Below are 19,779 nucleotides of genomic sequence, written 5' to 3' on the forward strand. Positions count from 1 at the left end.
CCACGCTCGCGGATCAGCTCGTCGAGAATATCCCGGTTAATACCGTCGGTGTGCTTCTTACGTGCCATACGTTCATCTCCCTGTCGGATCTATCGTATGGCTCACACACAGAATTACCTACACTCCCCATCGATGGGATTCCTGGCGGGTTAGAGATCTATCGACCTTACCTGCAGTATCTGTTGCTTGATGAACGGCGATTTGCGGAAGCAGGGCAACTGGCGGCCAGGAATCTCACCTCGGCGCTATTCGAACTCGAATGCAGCCGCGAACCAGCCGATGTAGAGCGGGTACTCGCTCGTCTGGTGGACTGGCTGCAGCGGCCTGAGCAAATGCCGCTCCGGCGCAGTTTCACCATCTGGATCAAGCGTGTCTTGCTACCGGGACGTATTCGCGGGGTAGACTTTGAATCACTGAGCGATCTTCAGGAGGTACGGGGCATGCTGTCAGAACGCGTCGAGGAATGGACTCAGAACTGGAAAGAGCAGGGGCTTCAGGAGGGCAGGCGCATCGGCATCGAGGAGGGCATCCAGCAGGGAGAACGCACGCTATTGATGCGGCTTGTGGAGCACAAGTTCGGCCCGGAAGCACTCGAGGTTCACCGGTATCGTATCGAGGCCGCCGATGGCGAGACGCTGTTGAAGTGGTCCGACCGGCTGCTGACGGCAGAAAACGCGGATCAGTTGTTCGCTGGCTGAACGCCATCGGGTTCGCATTAATCCGCCTCGCCGGCTTTTAGATCCGCCAGCCCGGCGAGGTGCTGGGTGTCATTGAATCGCAGAATGCGGCAGCGGTAGGTGCTGAGGCCCGCGGGGGATTCCCGGGTTTCTGCATGGCCTTCCGGCGTGAGCTCAAACTCGAAAATGGCGGTGTTGTGCGGGCGAACTCCCCAGATGCGCCGGGTGTCCAGCACCGCCGAGAGCAGGTACTGCAGGAAACCTCCGTGCGTCACGCATAGCACCGTGTCCCCGGCCCCATGCGTCGCCAGCAGGTACTCGACCACAGCGGAAGCCCGCCGCTCGCGCGACTGCAGGGTCTCCGCTTCCGGGACGGCGTTCCAGTCGCGCTCCGCCGCAAACCGCCGGGCGACTGCCGGATGTTCCGCCTCCAGCTCGGGCCAGGTCCGCGCAGAGAATACGCCGACGTGGTACTCGCTCAGATCGGCGAGGGTCTTGATCGGCAGTGAAAATGCGGTCGCGATTGCCGCCGAGGTGGCCTGCGCCCGGCCCAGCGGTGAGCTGTAGATCACACCGGGCTGGACACCCTGCTCCTTGAAGGCAGTGAACAGTCCTTCCGCCAGACAGCGCGCCTGCTGTTGGCCCAGGGTGCTCAGGGGGGTATCGGTATGGCCCTGCCATCGGCCCTCGTGATTGGCCGTGGTCTGTGCGTGGCGGATGAAAAGCAGTCGCATCATCCGCGGAGACTAGCGACTGGCTGGAGACGCCGCAATGCATTGACTGATCCCGGGCTCTGGTAGGCTGCTGCCATGGCCGATACCGCGACCCATGAAGTTCACCTCTGGGTGGATGCCGATGCCTGCCCCGTGCCGATCCGGGAGATCCTCTTCCGTGCCGCTCAGCGGGTGGGGGCAAGGCTGACGCTCATTGCCAACCAGCCCATTCGTACGCCGCCATCACCGCTGATCGACACCGTCCAGGTGGGATCGGGTTTTGACGTGGCCGACGATGAGATCGTGCGTCGTGTTGCCGCTGGTGATCTGGTGATCACCAGCGACATTCCCCTCGCCGCCGAGGTCATCGACAAGGGTGCCCGTGTCCTGACGCCCCGCGGCGAAGCGCAGACCCGCGAAAACATCCGCGCTCGGCTGCAGATGCGTGATTTCATGGAAACCCTGCGTAGCAGCGGCATCCACACCGGCGGCCCGGCCAGCCTGAGCGCCGCCGATCGCAAACGCTTCGCCGATGCGCTCGACCGCTATCTGGCGCGCTGAGGAGGAGGCAATGACTCGACCCGCCCCGATTCTCGTCTTCGATGTCAACGAGACACTGCTCGACCTGACGTCCCTCGAGCCGGTATTCGAGTCCCTGTTCGGCGGACGCCACGCCATGCTTGAATGGTTTGCCGAGCTCATCCTGTACTCCCAGACGCTGACGCTCGCCGGGCGATACCGGCCTTTCAATGAGCTGGCGGCCGCGGTGCTGCGCATGCGGGGCGAGATCGTCGGCGTCGGGATCAGCGACGCGGATGTGCAGTCACTGGCCGAGGCCATCGGTGCCATGCCGGCGGTGGGCGATGTGGCCCCCGCGTTGGAGCGCTTCCGGGCCGGCGGCTTCCGGCTGGTGACATTGACCAATTCGCCACCCCCGGGCTCGCTCGCGGCGCTGGAGGGTGCCGATATCGCCGGATTCTTCGAGGATCACTTCAGCGTCGACGCCGTATCGCGTTTCAAACCGGCGCCGGCATGTTACCGCCAGGTGGCCGATGCGCTCGGCGCGCCAATCACCGACCTCTGCCTGGTGGCCTGTCATGTCTGGGATACGATCGGGGCTCAGTCCGTGGGTTGCCAGGGCGCGTTTGTCCGGCGCCCGGGTAAGGCAGTCTTGACCCTGTCCGGGCTGCCGGAGCCGGATTTCATTGCGGACGATCTGGGCGCGCTGGCGACGCGGATGGGCTGTCCGTAGGACTGCGATCATGCAGAGCGCGGCTCAGTGCCGCGCCCAGCAGGACGATGAGCGCCGAGCCGTAGACCCAGAGCATCAGCACCACCAGCGAGCCGGCGGCGCCATAGGCCGAGGTCGGTGCCTTAAGGGTGAGGTAGGTCGCCATCAGGTAGCGGCCTGGCATGAAAAGCATGGCGGAAAGCAGTGCCCCCGGGAATGTGTGACGCCAGCGGATCGGGCGTTCAGTATCCGGCAGGATGCGGAAGATCGCAGTCAGAAACAGGGCGATAAGGGTCATGCTGACTAACGGCTCGAGCTGCGCGAGGCGGGCGACGTTGAACGGCAGCCAGGCGCTGGCGAACTCGGTGGCCGCCCGGAGCGCCACGGTCGCCGTCAGCGAGACGATGATCATCAGGCCGAACAAACCCACCACCAGAAGCGAGATGAGCCGGTTGTAAATCACTGTGAGCAGGGCGGCGCGCTTCTTGCCGATGACCACGTCCCAGAGCTGGTTCAGCGAGCGCTGCAGCTGGACGAAGACCGCGGTGGCACCGATCAGGATGGCGCCAATGCTCGAGAGGGTCGGTAGCCAGCCCGCCTCGCGGACATGCGTGTTGGCGACCATCTGCCGGGCCGCCTCGGCGGCCTCGTCGCCGATCACCCCCTGCAGCCTCGTGACGATGCGGCTCTCCGCCGCCTCCGGGCCGAGCACCAGCCCGGCCACTGCGATCACCAGGATCATGATCGGCGCGAGCGAGAACAGCGTGTAGAAGGCAAGCGCCGCGGCATTGCCGAAGGGGTTGTGCGCAAACCAGAGTTGAAAGGTCTCAGCGGCGAGCTTGACGCCCTCCCGTGCACGTTGGCGAACGGGCTGGTCGCTTGAGGATCTGTTGGGCATGCGTTGGGCCGGCATGGTTGTGATCATACCGTGCCAGGCAAGCCGGGAGGATGGACTTGATCATCGCCGCACCCGGGCGGCCTGCGATACCATTCAGTTTCGTGTCTGTTCTCTCATTCAGTAACGGGGAAGTCTCCTGATGCCCGTCTTCGTCCTCCTCGCCGGCGTGCTTGGTCTGCTCTCAGTAGGATTTGGTGCATTTTCCGAGCATGCGATCCGCCCGAACGTCGATGCGGAGTATTTCCGCTATCTGATGACCGCCGTGCGCTACAACCAGGTGCATGCCGTGGCCCTGCTTGCACTCGGGCTCGGGCTTGCCCTCCCGCTGGCGAGTGAGACGGCCGGGCGCCTTCGCATCGCGGCCTGGCTGATGTTCGTTGGTACGGTGCTCTTCAGTGTCAGCATCTACATTGCCGTCCTGTTGGATATCATGGCCATCACCTATATCACGCCGGTCGGCGGGACGATCCTCATGTTCGCCTGGGCGGCCCTGATCTGGACGGGCTGGAGAGCGAACGAAGCCGGTTGAACGTGCGTCCCGGCTCTATCGCCGGTTTTGCAGCCGCCAGGTGAGCCATAGTCCCAGGAGGCAGAAGAAGGCAAACACCCAGCCGGACACGGCGGCCGCCATGATGCCCGAGAGCAGTGTCCCCACGGTGCAGCCGAGTGCCGTCATGCCCCCCCAGCCCATGAGGATGCCGCCGGTGAGCTTGCCGGCGGCATTACCCAGCGTCACTCGCTGCGGGCGGAAATCTCCAGCGGCCAGTGCGGAGGCGAGCGAGCCGAGGACAAGGGCGATGATGAAGGCGCCGTTCTCCGAGAGGAGGGCATCCTTGACTGCTGTGGCACAGCCGGAGAAGCCGTCCAGGCCCTGCAGCCGCTCCGGTAGCAGGCTGAATCCGGCCCCCGCGGTGCGCGCGACGCTGCCGATCTCGGCGGTCACGCCCAGTGGCGCCACGCGCAGGTAGGCCATGATGGCCAGAATGCCGATCAACAGTCCGCCGACGTAGGCCGGCCATCGCTGCCCGAAAAGGCAACTGCGGAGGCCTGCCGATGTCGTCGGTGCAGCTGATGCGTCAGGCCGGTGCCACCGCATAAGCAGCAGGGCAAGGCCGCCGAGAACACCGGTCTGGACCAGCACCGACCCGCCATAACCGGTCATCGCCGGGAGCCAGAGCACCGGTGCACGGTCGATGGCGGCGAGGTAGAGCGTGTTCCAGGTGGCGAAACCCAGCCCAAAGCCGACCAGCACCCCGGCGAGTGCCGCGATCGACCCGGTGGCGCCTTCGCCCAGCCGATAGAGATGGGCGCTGATGCAGGAGCCCGACAGCGACATCCCGACCCCGAAAGCAAACGCGGCAACAGCCAGTACCCAGCTGACCGGGCCGATGTGGGCATCGGGGGGAAGACGGCCGGCGCCCGGGTCGGGCACAAACAGCCCGAAGATCAGGTGGTATCCCAGCGTGCCCATGACAAGCGCGGCGATGATGCCGAGCAGACCGCGGGCGTCGCGTCCCTCCAGGAAGTCACGGGTCACGCAGAAAAAGCAGAATCGGGACCGCTGCAGCAGGACGCCGAAACCGGCGCCGAGCAGCACACTCAGGGTCAGCGGCCCGCCCGCGCCGCCGTCCAGTCGCCATGCCCAGATGAGTATGCCGATGGCGATGGTGACGGGTAATGCGCTGGAGAGCAGAACGCTCCGACCCAGGGCCGGAGCGCTCGTTGTGGCGGAGATATCTGGCATCTTTACAGACAGGACGACTGCCCGCTCTCGGTTACTGTCCGCCCCAGACGGTGCCGGCCAGGTTGGTGACCGGGACACCCACCGAGTTGCCATACTCAGTCCAGGAGCCGTCATAGTTCTTCACGTCATAGCCGAGGATCTTCGATAGCGCGAACCAGGTATGGCTGGAGCGCTCACCGATGCGGCAGTAGGTGATCACCGGCTCGCTGCCATCCACGCCGGCCTCGGCATACAGTGCACGGAGTTCATCGGCCGACTTGAACGTTCCGTCCTCGTTGACCGCATTGCCCCAGCCGACGTTGACGGCGCCCGGGATGTGGCCGGCGCGCACCGACAGTTCATTCACGCCATCAGGCGCGATGATGCGGCCCTCGTATTCGGCGGCCGAGCGGATGTCCACCAGCTGCGCGGCCGGCTCGTCGCTGCTCGCGACCTCGACCACCTCGGGCAGGAAGGCGCGGATGGAGTCATCCGCTTCGTCGACGGTGATATCCCCCTGTGCGTAACTGGCCGGCCGGATACCGAGCTCGCGCCCCTCGGCTTCCCACTTCTCACGGCCGCCGTCGAGGAGCCGGACGTTATCCACGCCGAAGATATCGAAGATCCAGGCGCCCCAGGCTGCGAACCAGTTGTTGGTGTCACCATAGAGGACGACCTCGGTGTCGTCGGAGATACCCGCATCGCGCAGCAGCGCCTCGAAATCATCACGGGAGATGATGTCCCGGCTCACCGTGTCGACGAGATCCGTATGCCAGCGGAAGTTGACGGCGCCCGGGATGTGGCCGCGTTCGAACTTGCCCGGGTTGACGCTGACTTCGATCACGCGCACGTCTTCGCGATCGAGGTTGTCGGCGAGCCAGTCCGTGCTGACCAGAGCATCCGAGCTGGCCTGCGCCAGGCCGGTCAAAAGCGCGAGGGCGGCGAGCGCAACGGCCCCTCGAATGGCGGCGGTGATGATCATGATGAGCCTCCTGATTGCTGATCCTTGAATGCCAGCACTCTAGAGGGGCGGTCATAGAATTAAAAAGAATTTATCGTAATTTGATAATGATAAAAGCGAATAACCGTCCCGCGCCGGGCGCGCGCCTACCGGGCAGCGGGCGCCAGCCTCAGGAGTTCGCCATTCACATGATCGGTGAGCAGATGGATTCCGCCGTCCGGGCCCGTCTCGACGGCGCGGATGCGCCGGCCACGATCCGTCAGCAGGCGCTCTTCATCGATGACATGGCCATCATTCAGCCGCAGATGCGCGAGATGGACGCCGGCGAGGGCGCCGATAAAGAGATCGCCGTGCCAGTCCGGAAAAGCGGAACCGGTATAGAACGCCATACCGGATGGCGCAATGGAGGGCGTCCAGTGATGAATGGGCGGGATGGTGCCGGCCAGCGTATCGGGGCCGATCTCCGGCCCCCAGTATTCACGGCCGTAGGTGGTCTCGGGCCAGCCGAAGTTGGCGCCGGGTCGGGGCCGGTTGATTTCATCGCCGCCGCGGGGTCCGTGTTCATGGATCCATAGCGCCCCTGTGTCCGGATGGATGGCGGCGCCCTGCGGGTTCCGATGTCCGAAACTGAAGATCGCCGGCTGCACATCCGATCGTTCCATGAAAGGGTTGTCCGCCGGGATGCTGCCGTCGTCATGGAGGCGCAGGACCGATCCATTGTGATCCGCGAGGTCCTGGGCGCGATCGCGCTCGCCGCGATCCCCGGTAGTCATGAAGAGGTACCCGTCCCGGTCGAAAACGATGCGCGAGCCATAGTGCTTCATGCTGCGCACGCAGGGCTCGGCCACGAATAGCGTCTCGAAGTCCGCCAGTCGGTCACCGTCGAGGCGCCCGCGGCCCAGGTGGGTGGCATTGCCACCGTCACATTCTCCGGCCCAGGTCAGATAGACGAGACGGTTGTCGGCGAATTCGGGATGCAGTTCGATATCCAGCAGCCCGCCCTGGCCGCGGTCATCAACGCTGGGGGTCCCGCTGATGACCGTGCGCCCGCCGGTCTGCGGATCGACCCGTAGCAGACGTCCCGGACGCTCGGTGACAAGCGCCTCACCATCCGGCAGAAAGGCGAGGGCCCAGGGATGCTCCAAGCCCTCCGCGATGGTCTCGACCGTGGTCTGTGCCAGTCCGATGGATGTTCCGAAAAGGAGCGTAAGTGCCAGCAGCGATGGACGGCGCATGGACGTATCCCCCCGAGTGAGCCGGTAATGCTGTGATCGGCGAAAGCGATCAAGGTTCCCGGTCATTCGGCGCGGCCCATGCCCACCTTTGATACGACTCCTTGCTGGGAGGGCATGACATGGCGGATTGGAGGGCGTAGCGTCGGGAGACATGAATGCCGGATTACCTTCACTGGAGACCGTGATCGATGAACTCGCCGAGTTACTCGCCCGCGAGCCCGATGCGGACACCGCGCGTGACGGCGACTGCCTTCGGATTACCCGGCAGCAGACCATCACCGACGTGATGCCATGTCGGGTTCAGGGGGTGGGCGTGGATGCCGGGGTGCGCTATCCAGCGGTCTCCATCAAAACCGTGCCACGGGGCAATGTGGCGTTTCCCGGCTCGCCGCAGATGCGTGCGTCGCGACTGAATCCGCGCAGTGCGGTGGGTGCGGTACAGGGCCCATCGCCGGGTATGCGCGCGGGGCTGATGATCGGCAGTCGGGTCTGCGTGGATGCCGAAGTGCCCTGGCATGCCACCGGTCGGCACCTGGTCAGGTTGGCGGCCATGGAAGCCGGTGGCACGCTCTTCGACGCCCCCCAGCCCGAGAATCGGCATCTCGATCGGGCGGGGCTCGGGGTGTGGCGTAACTGCCTGCAGAGCATCGCCGGCGTTGAGCCGGACGCATGGCGCGTCATCAAGCGGGCCCCGGACGGGCTGGTCGCACAGCCCCTCGGCTGGCCACCGGTGCGTGGGGCGAGCATCTCGCTGGCGGTGGGGGGTAACACGCCGCTGGTCGGACGCGGCTTCCAGTACCGGCTGCAGATGCCAAGGCAGTACCCGGACGGCGACGAACTGGCCTGGCTGTGCGACGAGCTCAACCGCCAGGAGTGGGAGAACGCCACCGGCGCGCCGCATATCGGTGCCTGGTCGGCCTCTGATGATGGCTATTGCCGCTATCAGGTCAGCGTCCCGGCCCGACTCGGGCGACGGATGCCGGATCTGCCGCGCCAGCTCCTCGAGACGTCCGGTGCCCGAGCCAACTCGGCCATTGAGCTGCAGTCACTCGCCTGATCAGCCGCCCAGCAGCATGGGCAGGTAGACCACGCCCAGCAGAACCGCGATGAGGCATGCGAGATAGGGCAGAACCGCCCGGGCGATGCGCTCGAGTGGCTGCTCCGTTACCGAAGACGCCACATACAGGTTGATGGCCACCGGCGGAGTGATCATGCCAATGGCAAGGCCCACCACGATGATCAGGCCGAAGTGGATGGGATCGACGCCAAGCTGTGTCACCAGTGGCAACAGGACCGGTGTGAGGATGATGAGCGCGCTGGCGGTCTCGATGAACACGCCCGTGAGCAGAATGACCGCCACCACGAGGAGCATGATCACATAGGGGTTGGTCGACAGCGACAGGGCCGCCTCGGCGAGGGTCCCCGGGATACTCCAGTTGGCCAGGGTCCAGCTCAGTACCGACGACGTCGCGATCACGAACATGATGACCGCCGTCGTGATGACCGAGCGCACCATGATCCGGTAGATGTCACGGAGGCGAAGGTCACGGTAGACCAGCAGGGACACCAGCAGGGCGTAATTGACCGCCACCACCGCCGCCTCGCTGGGCGTGAAAACCCCGGAGAAGATTCCGCCGAGGATGATGACCGGCGTCATCAGCCCCCAGAATGCATCTTTCAGCGTGCCCAGCACATTGCCGGGGCTGAAGGCTGAACCGCGCGGATAGTTTCGCCGATAGGCCTCGGTGATGGCGATCGCCATCAGCCCGACGCCCATGATGACGCCAGGAATGAACCCATTCAGGAAGAGCCGGGTGACCGACTCCTGGGCGATCACCGCATAGATGATCAGCGGCACCGATGGCGGGATCACGACACCGATCGTCCCACTCGCGGCAATCAGACTGGCCGCCGATGCCGGCTCGTAGCCCTTGCGCCGCAACTCCGGCACCAGGGCGGATCCGATGGCGGCCGTTGTCGCCGCACCGGAGCCCGAGATCGCCGCGAAGAACATGCCGGCGAGTACCGAAACGATGGAAAGCCCGCCTTTGAGAAAGCCGAAGAGGGCATCGGCGAACGCCACGAGCTTCTCGCTGACCCGTCCGCCGGCCATGAGATCGCCTGCCAGGATGAATAGCGGGACGGCGATCAGCGCGAACGAATCGATACCGGCGAAAAGCCGCTGGGGCAGAACCATCAGGGACAGGCCGTCGGCCCACAGCGCGGCGGTGGTGCTCGCGCCGATGGCGATCGCCACCGGAACGCCGAGGATCAGCAGGGCGAAGAACACCGCGAACAGAAGCAGCGTCATGAGGTGCGTTGGCCGGTTGTATCGGGGCGTTCCCCAAGCACGGCCTCAAGCAGATCGATCAGGGCCATGTAGGCCATGATCGCGGCACTCAGCGGCATGACCGAGTACACCGTTGACATGGGCATGCGCAGAGCCGCCGATTGCTGGAAGGACTGCAGCTCCATGTAGTCGAGCCCGACCTGGAGCAGGACCGCCATGAAGGCGATTGTGACCAGGGCGATCAGGCCCTGACAGATCCGCCGTCCCGACGGGGGAAGGCCATCGCCGAGAACGGTGACGGCGATATGCCGGCCGCGATGGTAGGCCAGGCAGGCACCGAGGAAGGTCAGCCAGATCAGCAGGTAGCGGGCGGTTTCCTCCGTCCAGCTTGTCGCCGTGAAGAACACCCTTGAGACGATCTGTAGTGACATGACGGCGACCAGCGCCACGATGCCGGCGAACGCAATGCGTTGCAGCACGGCATCGATGGCGCTTTCGACCGCCCGCAGTGACCGAAGCAAGGCCTAGTCCAGCTGCTCGCGGATTCGGATCAGATAATCACCGAAGCGGTCGCTGTACTTCTCGTAGACCGGGCCGACCGCCGTCCGGAAGGCCTCGAGATCGGCGTCCTCGACAACTTCCATGCCAGAGGCCTTGAGCTCGGCGAGCTGTTCGGCCTCCATTTCTTCGTTGACCTGACGCTCATACTCGGCTGCCTCCTGCGCGGCTTCTTCGATAACGCCCTGGACCGGTTCCGGCAGCTCGGTCCATACCGGCATGCCCATGACGAAGATCGCCGGCGCATAGGTGTGACGGCTGAGCGTCATGTGCGTCTGCGTCTCGTTCAGCTCGAAGGAGTGGATGACGTTGACCGGATTCTCCTGGCCGTCGATGGTACCCTGCTGCATGGCGGTCAGCGCCTCGGTCCATGCCATCGGCACGGCGTTCGCGCCCAGTTCCCGAAAGGTATCGACATAGACCGGGTTTTCCATGACGCGCAGCTTCAGGCCATCCAGATCGGCCGGCTCGGTGACCGGGCCGCGACTGTTGGTGAGGTTGCGGAAACCACGTTCAGCGTAGGCCAGCCCCTTGAGGTTGACCCGCTCGAGTTCGTCGAGGAGGTCCTGGCCGACCGGCCCGTCCAGTACTTCGTACGCGGCCTCGCGCGATGGGAACAGGAAGGGCAGTTCGAATACGGCGATCTCTTCGACGAAGTTGGCGACCGGGCCGTTCGTGATCACGCCCATATCGACGGTGCCGATCTGCATGCTCTCGAGCAGCGTGCGCTCGTCACCCAGTTGGGCGTTGGGAAATATCTCAACGGAAACAACGCCATCCGTCCGATCTTCAACAATTTCTTTGAACTTTTCGGCGGCGATATGGAAACCGTCCTGTTCGTTGACGACGTGCGCGAGGCGGATATCGATCGGCTCGATGTCACTGAAGTCGGTGTTGCTCTGCGCACCGGCCATGACCGGGGTCAGTGCGAGCCCGAGCATCACTGCGCCCAACGTGCCACGAAAACTAGCCATGAGTGTCTCCTCCTGTGAATGGCGGCCCAGAGTTTTCCTTGTCATGCGTAGGCCGTCAATGTCAGGACATGGGGGCATGTGTCCTATTTCCGCCCGCCTGACCGGCGGCGTTGACGCCGGCTGGCCAGGAGCAGGCCGGCGAGGATGAAGACGCCGCCGACCGCGTGAAACGCCGCCAGCCCCTCGTCCAGAAAGATGGTGCCGAGGATCGCCGCGAAAACCGGGATGAGGTAGAGGAAGAGAGCGGCCCGGGAGGCGCCAATGGTGCGGACGCCGTTGTTCCAGAATGTGTAGGCGAGCAGGCCCGGGCCGACGGCGACGATGAGAAAGACCCACAGGTTCGATGGATTGGGCAGCTGCAGGCCGACCTGGCTGACCTCCGCGATATAGAACGGCGCGACCACGGGAATGCCGAGGGCGATCTGCACGGTCAGGAAGGCGGCGGCACTGAGGGGCACGGCCTGGCGTCGCAGCACGACGGAGAAAGTGCTCCACGATGCCACGGCACCCAGCATCACCAGATCACCGGGGACGAACTCCAGGCGCAGGAGCCGCATCGGATCGGCTTCAGTGATGATGGTCAGAATGCCGAAGAACCCCAGCGCAATGCCAAGACCGCGCACGGAGTCAAGGCGCTCGCCCAGAGTGAAATGCGCGGCCAGACCGAGGGCGATGGGCAGACTCGCGTTCATCAGCGCGATATTCAGCGCCGTGGTGGTCTGGGCGGCCACGTAGAGCAGGGTATTGAAAAGCCCCACGCTGAGCGCGGCCAGAACGGCCATGGCGCGCCAGTGACGCTTGACCGTGGGCCATTGCCGGATCACGGCGGGTATACCGATGGGCGCCAGGATGATGAGAGCCGTTACCCAGCGCCAGAAGGCCAGTGAGATCGGTGGAATCTCGCCCACGGTGGCTCGGCCGAGAACCGCATTGGTGGCCCAGAAAAAGGCGGTGCCGGTCAGTCCGGCGCAGGCAAGGAGAATGCGGTTTCTGGAAGCAGTGGCGTCGTTCATGGTGGCGGGCATGTTATGCCTGCCACCCGTCCGGTGAAAGGGCTTTCGCTTCGCTCAGGCCGCCGCGGTATGGGCATCCAGCGAGAGGATGTCCCGGTCGCTCAGATGCAGCCAGAAGGCCGTGACAATGGCATTCCGCCGGGTCCGGGCCGAGCCCGGCTCATCCGGCACGGGCCACTCGAGCTGCTGGCCGGGATGGATGGCGGCGCGGTCCAGGATGATGCCAGTGAGCTGCGGTGTGATGGTGACGGCCTGGAACAGTGTGACGTGGACGGGCCATTCGTAGTGCTCAGGAGCGCTTGTCTGGGCCGCGATGCTGACGATGGCGCGGTCTCCATGGGTGAACCGATGCCAGGCGCGCAGCACTTCCGGCGCACGCAGTCGTCGCTTTCGGGCCTGATGCTGGACGCGGTCGAGTGCCATGAGCAGATCCGGCTTGTCGGGGTTGATCGCCAGCTGCCGGCCCTGCGTGAGCTCAGCGTAGAGCGAATCCGGTATCTCGGGGCGGACGTAGTCTCGGGCCATCGGAGTGCCTCCCTTGCCAGTGAACGACAGTAGGGTGGCAACCGCGGTCGGGCCTCGCTGTGAACCATGCCGCTTTTTATTTAATCTTGTCCCCGCTGACGAAACGGGACGGAGTGATGAGCGAGCCGACGATATTCTGCTGTGGAGAGGCGCTGGTGGACATGCTGCCGGAGGTGCTCGCCGACGGGCGGGCGGCATTCTCGCCCCATCCGGGAGGCGCGGTCTTCAACACCGCCATCGCGCTCGGCCGGCTCGGCATGGATGTCGGGCTGGTCACGGGACTGTCCAGCGATTTCTTCGGTGACCTGCTGCGCGAGGCGCTTGCCGAGAGCGGGGTGGATGCCCGCTATGCCGTCGTCTCGGATCAGCCGACCACGCTGGCATTCGTGCGGCTGGACGCCGGTCAGGCCCGTTACCGGTTCTACGATGAGCAGTCCGCCGGAAGGATGCTCGAAGTATCCGACATGCCGGCCTTGCCGGAGTCGGCATCCGCGCTTTTCTTCGGTGGGATCAGTCTGGCCTGCGAACCGGCCGCGGATGCATATGCCGCGCTGGCAGAGCGCTCCGAAGGGCGGGTCATCATGGTCGATGCGAATATCAGGCCGGGATTCATTGAGAATGACGTGCGCTATCGGGATCGCCTGCGCCGGCTTTTTGCCGTCGCGGATGTGGTCAAGGTCTCCGACGAAGACCTTGCGTGGCTGGAGCCCGGTGCGGAGTCGATGGCCGGTCAGGTGGCCGGACTCCGGCGTCAGGGCGCCGGCCTCGTATTGGTGACCCGCGGTGGGGAAGGGGTCGAGGCATGGCTTCCCGACGGCGGCCAGCTGCATGTACCGGTGGTGCCGGTGGAAGTGGTGGATACCGTGGGTGCCGGTGATACCTTCAACGCGGGCTTTCTCGCCTGTCTGGCATCCAACGCATGCCTCACCCGGGGATTTCTCGCCGCGCCTGATGCCGAGGTCCTTACCGAGGCCATTGCCTGGGGCGCTCGGGTGGCCGGGCTGACGGTGCAACGGGCCGGCGCCAATCCACCCTGGCGCGAAGAGCTCGGCGGATGAGGGACGGATCGGATCGACTGGATGATGCCGCCCGGGCGGCCTGGCTGGCTTATGTCGGCGGCTGCAAGCAGGATGAAATCGCCGCGCAGATGGGCATTTCGCGGCAGGCGGCGCAGCGACTTGTCGCCCATGCCATGGCGATGGGGCTGGTGAAGGTCCGGATCGATCATCCGGTGGCGCACTGCATGATGCTCTCCCGTGGACTGCGGTCTCGCTTCGGACTGTCCGACTGCACCGTTGTGCCGACGTTGCAGTCGGACACGGCAACCAGTCTCGCCGTCTCTCATGCGGCGGGCGATCTGCTGGAGTCCTGGCTGGTGGCCGACGAGCCATGCATCATCGGCCTGGGGACGGGGAGGACGCTGCGCGCCGCGGTGGAGCATCTGCCGCGTATACCCGCCGTGGATCACCGAATCGTGTCGCTCACCGGCAATATCAGCCCGGATGGCTCCACGGCGTACTACAACGTGCTCTTCACCATCGCTGACCGCGTCGATTCGCGAACCTATCCGCTGCCTCTTCCCGTGATTGCCGCCTCGCCGGAAGAGCGCAGCGCGCTGCTTAATCAGAAAACGCTCGCCATGACCCGCCGTCTCTCGCTTGATACCGATGTGCGTTTTGTCGGTATCGGACCGATTCACGAAACAGCGCCGCTGGTGATGGATGGATTCATTACGCCGGATGACGGCCGCCGTCTGGCGACGCGCGGGGCCGTCGGCGAGATCCTCGGATTCGTCTTCGACCGCGACGGTAAGCTGGTGGATGATGAGATCAACTCGCGGGTGACCAGTGCGCCCCTGTCCGCGGTGCCGGAGGTCCCAACGATCGCGGCCGCCCAGGGTGTCGGTAAACAGCCCGCCATCCGGGCGGCATTGACCGGTCGGCTGATTACTGGACTGGTCACCGACGAGCGCACGGCGGAAGCACTCCTGAGCGATTAAAACCCTGATTGCTGCGATGCGGCACAACGGCCGCTTGACGGTTTCGCGTGTTGCTGGGAAATTATTCGGGCAATAAGCAAATGCTCAATACGGAGGAGAGAGCCATGAGCAAGCTGACACGCATCCTGCTGGGTGCCACCACGGCAACGGCGATGGCGGCGGGCGCGGCGCAGGCCGAGACCGTGACCATCGCGACCGTGAACAACGGCGACATGATCCGCATGCAGGAGTTGGCGGATGATTTCGCGCAAAAGCATCCCGATATCGAACTCGAATGGGTGACGCTCGAGGAGAATGTGCTGCGCCAGCGCGTGACGCAGGACATCGCCACTCAGGGCGGTCAGTTCGACGTCATGACCATCGGTACCTACGAGGTGCCGATCTGGGGCGAGCAGGGTTGGCTCGTCTCCCTGAATGATCTGCCCGACAGCTACGAGATCGATGATCTTCTGCCGGCGATCCGCTCGGGGCTGACGGTGGATGGTGAACTCTACGCGGCCCCGTTCTACGGCGAGAGCTCCATGGTCATGTATCGCACGGATCTGATGGCGGCAGCAGGTCTGGAGATGCCCGAGGCGCCGTCCTGGGAGTTCATCCGCGAAGCGGCGGCGGCCATGACCGACAAGGAGAATGAGGTCTACGGCATCTGTCTGCGTGGCAAGCCCGGATGGGGTGAGAACGCCGCCTTCATTACCGCCATGTCCAACAGCTTCGGTGCGCGCTGGTTCGATATGGACTGGAATCCGCAGTTTGACACCGAGGCCTGGTCGGAGACGCTCAACTTCTACCTGGATCTGATGGAGAACTACGGCCCGCCGGGGGCGTCTTCCAATGGTTTTAACGAGAACCTGGCGCTCTTCCAGCAGGGCAAGTGCGGGATGTGGATCGATGCCACGGTGGCGGCGTCTTTCGTAACCAACCCCGAGGAGTCGAAGTTCGCGGATCATGTCGGTTTCGCACTGGCGCCTGATCGCGGCCTTGGCAAGCGCGCCAACTGGCTCTGGGCCTGGTCGCTGGCCATTCCGGCGGGTACCGACAGCGAGGCGGCGGCCAAGACGTTCATCAACTGGGCGACTTCCAAGGACTACCTCGAGCTCGTGGCCGAGGAAGAGGGCTGGGCCAACGTCCCACCGGGGACGCGGACTTCGCTCTACGAGAATCCGGAATATGCCGAGGTGCCGTTTGCGCAGATGACCCTCGAGTCGATCGATGCCGCCGATCCGAAGAATCCGACCGTGGATCCGGTGCCGTACACCGGCATTCAGTTCGTGGCGATTCCCGAGTTCCAGTCCATCGCGACAGCGGTCGGGCAGCAGTTCTCGGCGGCCCTTGCCGGACAGATCAGCGCGGAGGAAGCACTGGCCAACGCCCAGCAGCTCACAGAGCGCGAGATGAAGCGAGCCGGTTACATCGACTGACGATGCGCGCCGGGGAGAGGCCGCTCTCCCCGGCTTTCCCTACCTCCACTGCACGGATGGATCCCGCTGAATGGCCACCAAGGCATCGCGCATCGCCGCGCGCGCAATGATCTCGCCGTCCGTCGTGCTGCTGCTCGGCTGGATGGCCATCCCCCTGGGGATGACGATCTATTTCTCGCTGCTGCGCTACAACCTGCTCATGCCGGGGCCGAAGCCCTTCGTCGGTCTGGAGAACTACGCGTTCTTCATGACCAATCCGGCGTTCACCGAGGCACTCGTGAACACACTGCTGCTGGTGGGCGGTGTGCTGCTGATCACCATCATCGGGGGTATTCTCCTGGCGCTTCTCCTTGACCTGCCGCTCTGGGGGCAGGGCGTCGTGCGGATCATGGTCATCGCGCCGTTCTTCGTCATGCCCACTGTCTCGGCACTGGTCTGGAAGAACATGTTCCTCAACCCGGTCAACGGGCTTTTCGGTCATGCCGCCCGGGCACTGGGTCTGCAACCCTTCGATTTCCTGGCGGATGCGCCACTCGCCTCCCTGATCGGGATCGTCAGCTGGCAGTGGCTGCCCTTCGCCACGCTGATCCTGCTGACCGCCATGCAGTCGCTGGATCGCGAGCAGCTTGAAGCGGCGGAGATGGACGGAGCGAACGCGCTGCGGCGCTTCATCCACATTACGCTGCCGCATCTGGCACGTCCCATGACCGTGGTCGTTCTGATCCAGACGATCTTTCTGCTGTCGATATTCGCGGAGATCTTCGTCACCACCTCTGGCGGGCCGGGCAACGCCTCGACCAACCTCACGTACCTGATCTACAAGGAAAGCCTGCTCAGCTTCGACGTCGGGGCCGGCAGCGCGGGCGGCGTGATCGCCGTTATCCTTGCCAACATCGTGGCCATCTTCCTGATGCGGATGATCGGCCGGAACCTGGATCGCTAGACGATGGCACGCGCAGTCTCCATACCCCGCAAGATCGTCAATACGGCGGCCGGATGGGCCATCGGCCTGCTGATCTTCTTCCCGATCCTCTGGATTGCGGTGCTCTCGTTCAAGTCGGAGGGCGATGCCATCCTTGCGCCGCTCGACGTCCTCGCGTCCGCCTGGACGTTCGAGAGCTATGGGCTGGTCCAGAGTCGCTCGGACTACTTCGGGCATTTCTGGAATTCCGTCATCATCTCGCTTGGCTCGACGGCGCTGGGACTGCTCGTCGCGGTCCCGGCGGCATGGGCGATGGCCTTTGTCCCCGGCCGGCGCACCAAGGATGTGCTGCTGTGGATGCTGAGCACGAAAATGCTGCCGCCGGTTGGCGTCCTGCTGCCGATCTACCTGATCTGTCAGCAACTCGGCCTCCTCGATACGCGTGTCGCCCTGGTGGCGGTGATGATGATGGTCAACCTGCCGATCATCGTCTGGATGCTCTATACCTACTTCCGGGAAATCCCCGCCGATATCCTCGAGGCGGCCCGCATGGATGGCGCCGGCCTGCGCGAGGAAGTGCTTTTCGTGCTGCTGCCCATGGCCGTACCCGGCATCGCCTCGACCATGTTGCTGAACATCATCCTGGCCTGGAACGAGGCGTTCTGGACGCTCAATCTCACGGCGGCGGATGCGGCACCTCTCACTGCCTTCATCGCCAGCTACTCCAGTCCGGAAGGGCTTTTCTACGCGAAATTGAGTGCCGCCAGCCTGATGGCCATCGCGCCGATCCTGATTATGGGTTGGTTCAGTCAGAAACAGCTGGTCCGCGGCCTCACCTTCGGCGCGGTCAAATAGGAACCGATTTCATGGGACATATCACGCTTGAGCAGATCACCAAGCAGTTCGATGACACCATGGTCATCCCGCCACTGGATCTGACCATCGAGGATGGTGAGTTCGTCGTGTTCGTCGGCCCATCCGGCTGCGGTAAGTCCACGCTCCTGCGCCTGATCGCCGGCCTGGAGGATGTCAGTGGCGGCATGATCCGGATTGATGGCGAGGATGTGACCGCCGTGCCGCCGGCGCGCCGGGGGCTTGCCATGGTTTTCCAGAGTTATGCGCTCTACCCGCATATGAGTGTGCGGCGGAACATCGCATTCCCGCTGCGGATGGCTGGACTCGATGCCGCCGAGCAGAACCGGCGGGTGGAGGACGCGGCCCGGGTGCTCAACCTCACCGACTACCTGGACCGTCGGCCGGGTCAGTTGTCCGGTGGTCAGCGGCAGCGCGTGGCGATTGGCCGGGCCATCGTCCGCGAGCCGGCGGCCTTTCTCTTCGACGAGCCGCTATCCAACCTGGACGCGGCGCTCCGCGTCGGCATGCGTCTGGAGATCTCCGAACTGCACAAACGCCTTAAGACCACCAGTATCTATGTGACCCACGACCAGGTCGAGGCCATGACCATGGCCGACAAGATCGTGGTGCTGCAGGGTGGGCGGATAGAGCAGGTGGGGTCACCGATCGAACTCTACCGGCATCCGCGCAATCGGTTCGTGGCGGGCTTTATCGGCAGCCCCCGCATGAACTTCATCGAGGGCCCGGCGGCGGCGGCGCACGACGCCCACGCCATCGGCGTGCGGCCTGAACACGTCCGCATCAGCGAGGATGGAGGGGAGTGGTCCGGCACCGTCGGCGTCTCCGAGCATCTTGGCTCGGATACTTTCCTGCATGTCCACGGAACTGGTGTGGCCGACACCCTGACGGTACGGGCCAGCGGGGAGGTCGCCTACGACCACGGCGACCCAATCCGGCTGACCCCGCGGGCGGATCGGATTCACCGCTTTGATGCGGAGGGGGAGCGGATTCAATGAAACGACTGGAGGGCCGGCATGCGCTGATCACCGGTGGCGCGCGAGGCATCGGTGAGGCATTCGCGCGGACCTATGTGGCGGAGGGCGCGAAGGTCGCCATTGCCGATATCGACCAGGCCCGTGCCGCGGAAGTCGCGGCGAGCCTGGGCGATGCCGCTGTGGCGGTTGAGATGGATGTGGCCTCGCAGGCTTCCATCGAGGCGGGCGTCGCCGGGGCCGTCGAACGTCTCGGTCAGATCGATCTGCTGGTCAACAACGCGGCCCTGTTCAGCGCGGCGCCCATCGTTGAGATCGAGCGGGCCGATTACGAGCGCATCTTCTCGGTGAACGTCGCCGGCGTGCTTTTCACGCTCCAGGCGGTGGCCAGTCACATGATCGAGCGCGGCCTGCGTGGCCATATCATCAACATGGCAAGCCAGGCGGGACGCCGTGGTGAGCCGCTCGTCGGCGTTTACTGCGCGTCCAAGGCGGCAGTGATCAGCCTGACCCAGTCGGCCGGGCTGGATCTGATCCGTCACGGGATCAATGTCAACGCCATTGCGCCGGGTGTGGTCGATGGCGAGCACTGGGACGGCGTGGATGCCTTTTTTGCGCGCTACGAGGGCAAGCCACCGGGTCAGAAAAAGCGTGAAGTGGGCGCAGCCGTGCCCTATGGGCGCATGGGCCAGGCCACCGACCTCACGGGGATGGCCGTGTTCCTCGCCAGCGAAGAAGCCGAATACATCGTTGCCCAGACGTACAACGTCGATGGCGGCAACTGGATGAGTTGAG

At 64.5% G+C, this 19,779-nt stretch carries 21 protein-coding genes and 1 pseudogene; 12 read left to right on the plus strand and 10 right to left on the minus strand.

All coding sequences use genetic code 11. The features are described from left to right. Positions 1 to 698, plus strand: a pseudogene (locus V6X63_RS00005) (hypothetical protein); the annotation flags it as partial. Between the two features lie 17 nt (positions 699 to 715). On the opposite strand, the gene V6X63_RS00010 reads toward V6X63_RS00005, so the two are convergent. After that, positions 716 to 1,414 carry a histidine phosphatase family protein gene (locus tag V6X63_RS00010; RefSeq protein ID WP_367966536.1) on the minus strand — a complete coding sequence of 233 codons (699 nt, stop codon included), beginning with the start codon at positions 1,412 to 1,414 and terminating at the stop codon, positions 716 to 718. A gap of 72 nt (positions 1,415 to 1,486) precedes the next feature. On the opposite strand from V6X63_RS00010, the gene V6X63_RS00015 reads away from it, so the two are divergent. Then, entirely contained in the window at positions 1,487 to 1,951 is a 465-nt protein-coding gene (locus tag V6X63_RS00015) for a YaiI/YqxD family protein (RefSeq protein ID WP_367966537.1), read from the plus strand. Positions 1,952 to 1,961: 10 nt separating this feature from the next. Then, the gene (locus V6X63_RS00020; RefSeq protein WP_367977794.1) at positions 1,962 to 2,642 is read left to right on the plus strand and encodes a haloacid dehalogenase type II; all 681 of its coding nucleotides are present in this window, start codon (positions 1,962 to 1,964) and stop codon (positions 2,640 to 2,642) included. On the opposite strand, the gene V6X63_RS00025 is transcribed toward V6X63_RS00020, so the two are convergent. After that, positions 2,593 to 3,519, minus strand: a complete 927-nt coding sequence (locus V6X63_RS00025; protein WP_367977795.1) for a YihY/virulence factor BrkB family protein — start codon at positions 3,517 to 3,519, stop codon at positions 2,593 to 2,595. The genes V6X63_RS00020 and V6X63_RS00025 overlap by 50 nt on opposite strands. 139 nt (positions 3,520 to 3,658) lie before the next feature. Between V6X63_RS00025 and V6X63_RS00030 the strand changes: the two genes are divergently transcribed. Then, complete coding sequence (locus tag V6X63_RS00030) at positions 3,659 to 4,048, plus strand: DUF423 domain-containing protein (RefSeq protein ID WP_367977796.1); 390 nt, start codon at positions 3,659 to 3,661, stop codon at positions 4,046 to 4,048. 15 nt (positions 4,049 to 4,063) lie between these two features. On the opposite strand, the gene V6X63_RS00035 is transcribed toward V6X63_RS00030, so the two are convergent. The 3 genes from V6X63_RS00035 to V6X63_RS00045 form a co-directional block, all read right to left on the minus strand. Further along, the gene (locus V6X63_RS00035; protein WP_367977797.1) at positions 4,064 to 5,263 is read right to left on the minus strand and encodes a YeeE/YedE family protein; all 1,200 of its coding nucleotides are present in this window, start codon (positions 5,261 to 5,263) and stop codon (positions 4,064 to 4,066) included. 31 nt (positions 5,264 to 5,294) lie between these two features. Further along, complete coding sequence (locus tag V6X63_RS00040) at positions 5,295 to 6,224, minus strand: sulfurtransferase (RefSeq protein WP_367977798.1); 930 nt, start codon at positions 6,222 to 6,224, stop codon at positions 5,295 to 5,297. Positions 6,225 to 6,349: 125 nt separating this feature from the next. Beyond that, complete coding sequence (locus tag V6X63_RS00045) at positions 6,350 to 7,438, minus strand: PQQ-dependent sugar dehydrogenase (RefSeq protein ID WP_367966543.1); 1,089 nt, start codon at positions 7,436 to 7,438, stop codon at positions 6,350 to 6,352. Between the two features lie 151 nt (positions 7,439 to 7,589). On the opposite strand from V6X63_RS00045, the gene V6X63_RS00050 reads away from it, so the two are divergent. Beyond that, the gene (locus V6X63_RS00050) at positions 7,590 to 8,495 is read left to right on the plus strand and encodes a hypothetical protein (RefSeq protein ID WP_367977799.1); all 906 of its coding nucleotides are present in this window, start codon (positions 7,590 to 7,592) and stop codon (positions 8,493 to 8,495) included. Here V6X63_RS00050 and V6X63_RS00055 read toward each other — a convergent pair whose 3' ends face one another. From V6X63_RS00055 to V6X63_RS00075, 5 genes are all read right to left on the minus strand, one after another. Continuing rightward, positions 8,496 to 9,749 carry a TRAP transporter large permease gene (locus V6X63_RS00055; protein ID WP_367966545.1) on the minus strand — a complete coding sequence of 418 codons (1,254 nt, stop codon included), beginning with the start codon at positions 9,747 to 9,749 and terminating at the stop codon, positions 8,496 to 8,498. It lies immediately after the preceding gene. Next, positions 9,746 to 10,249: a TRAP transporter small permease gene (locus V6X63_RS00060; RefSeq protein WP_367966546.1), complete on the minus strand. Its 504-nt coding sequence runs from the start codon at positions 10,247 to 10,249 to the stop codon at positions 9,746 to 9,748. Before V6X63_RS00060 ends, V6X63_RS00055 begins: the two co-directional genes overlap by 4 nt. 3 nt (positions 10,250 to 10,252) lie before the next feature. Then, positions 10,253 to 11,260 carry a TRAP transporter substrate-binding protein gene (locus tag V6X63_RS00065; RefSeq protein ID WP_367966547.1) on the minus strand — a complete coding sequence of 336 codons (1,008 nt, stop codon included), beginning with the start codon at positions 11,258 to 11,260 and terminating at the stop codon, positions 10,253 to 10,255. 83 nt (positions 11,261 to 11,343) lie between these two features. Beyond that, the gene (locus tag V6X63_RS00070; protein WP_367966548.1) at positions 11,344 to 12,273 is read right to left on the minus strand and encodes a DMT family transporter; all 930 of its coding nucleotides are present in this window, start codon (positions 12,271 to 12,273) and stop codon (positions 11,344 to 11,346) included. Between the two features lie 54 nt (positions 12,274 to 12,327). Further along, positions 12,328 to 12,798: a hypothetical protein gene (locus V6X63_RS00075; protein WP_367977800.1), complete on the minus strand. Its 471-nt coding sequence runs from the start codon at positions 12,796 to 12,798 to the stop codon at positions 12,328 to 12,330. Positions 12,799 to 12,914: 116 nt separating this feature from the next. On the opposite strand from V6X63_RS00075, the gene V6X63_RS00080 reads away from it, so the two are divergent. From V6X63_RS00080 to V6X63_RS00110, 7 genes are all read left to right on the plus strand, one after another. Further along, complete coding sequence (locus V6X63_RS00080; RefSeq protein WP_367977801.1) at positions 12,915 to 13,856, plus strand: carbohydrate kinase family protein; 942 nt, start codon at positions 12,915 to 12,917, stop codon at positions 13,854 to 13,856. Then, the gene (locus tag V6X63_RS00085; protein ID WP_367977802.1) at positions 13,853 to 14,797 is read left to right on the plus strand and encodes a sugar-binding transcriptional regulator; all 945 of its coding nucleotides are present in this window, start codon (positions 13,853 to 13,855) and stop codon (positions 14,795 to 14,797) included. Before V6X63_RS00080 ends, V6X63_RS00085 begins: the two co-directional genes overlap by 4 nt. A 104-nt stretch (positions 14,798 to 14,901) precedes the next feature. Further along, positions 14,902 to 16,215 carry an ABC transporter substrate-binding protein gene (locus tag V6X63_RS00090; RefSeq protein ID WP_367966552.1) on the plus strand — a complete coding sequence of 438 codons (1,314 nt, stop codon included), beginning with the start codon at positions 14,902 to 14,904 and terminating at the stop codon, positions 16,213 to 16,215. 70 nt (positions 16,216 to 16,285) lie between these two features. Continuing rightward, on the plus strand, positions 16,286 to 17,158 hold the full coding sequence (locus V6X63_RS00095; protein ID WP_367966553.1) for a carbohydrate ABC transporter permease: 873 nt from the start codon (positions 16,286 to 16,288) through the stop codon (positions 17,156 to 17,158). Positions 17,159 to 17,161: 3 nt separating this feature from the next. Next, positions 17,162 to 17,992 carry a carbohydrate ABC transporter permease gene (locus V6X63_RS00100; protein WP_367977803.1) on the plus strand — a complete coding sequence of 277 codons (831 nt, stop codon included), beginning with the start codon at positions 17,162 to 17,164 and terminating at the stop codon, positions 17,990 to 17,992. Positions 17,993 to 18,003: 11 nt separating this feature from the next. After that, on the plus strand, positions 18,004 to 19,008 hold the full coding sequence (locus tag V6X63_RS00105; RefSeq protein WP_367966555.1) for an ABC transporter ATP-binding protein: 1,005 nt from the start codon (positions 18,004 to 18,006) through the stop codon (positions 19,006 to 19,008). Beyond that, complete coding sequence (locus V6X63_RS00110) at positions 19,005 to 19,778, plus strand: L-iditol 2-dehydrogenase (protein WP_367977804.1); 774 nt, start codon at positions 19,005 to 19,007, stop codon at positions 19,776 to 19,778. Before V6X63_RS00105 ends, V6X63_RS00110 begins: the two co-directional genes overlap by 4 nt. Position 19,779 lies beyond the last annotated feature (1 nt).

The sequence above is a fragment of the Spiribacter onubensis genome, assembly GCF_040838425.1.
Classification (GTDB): Bacteria; Pseudomonadota; Gammaproteobacteria; order Nitrococcales; family Nitrococcaceae; genus Spiribacter; species Spiribacter onubensis.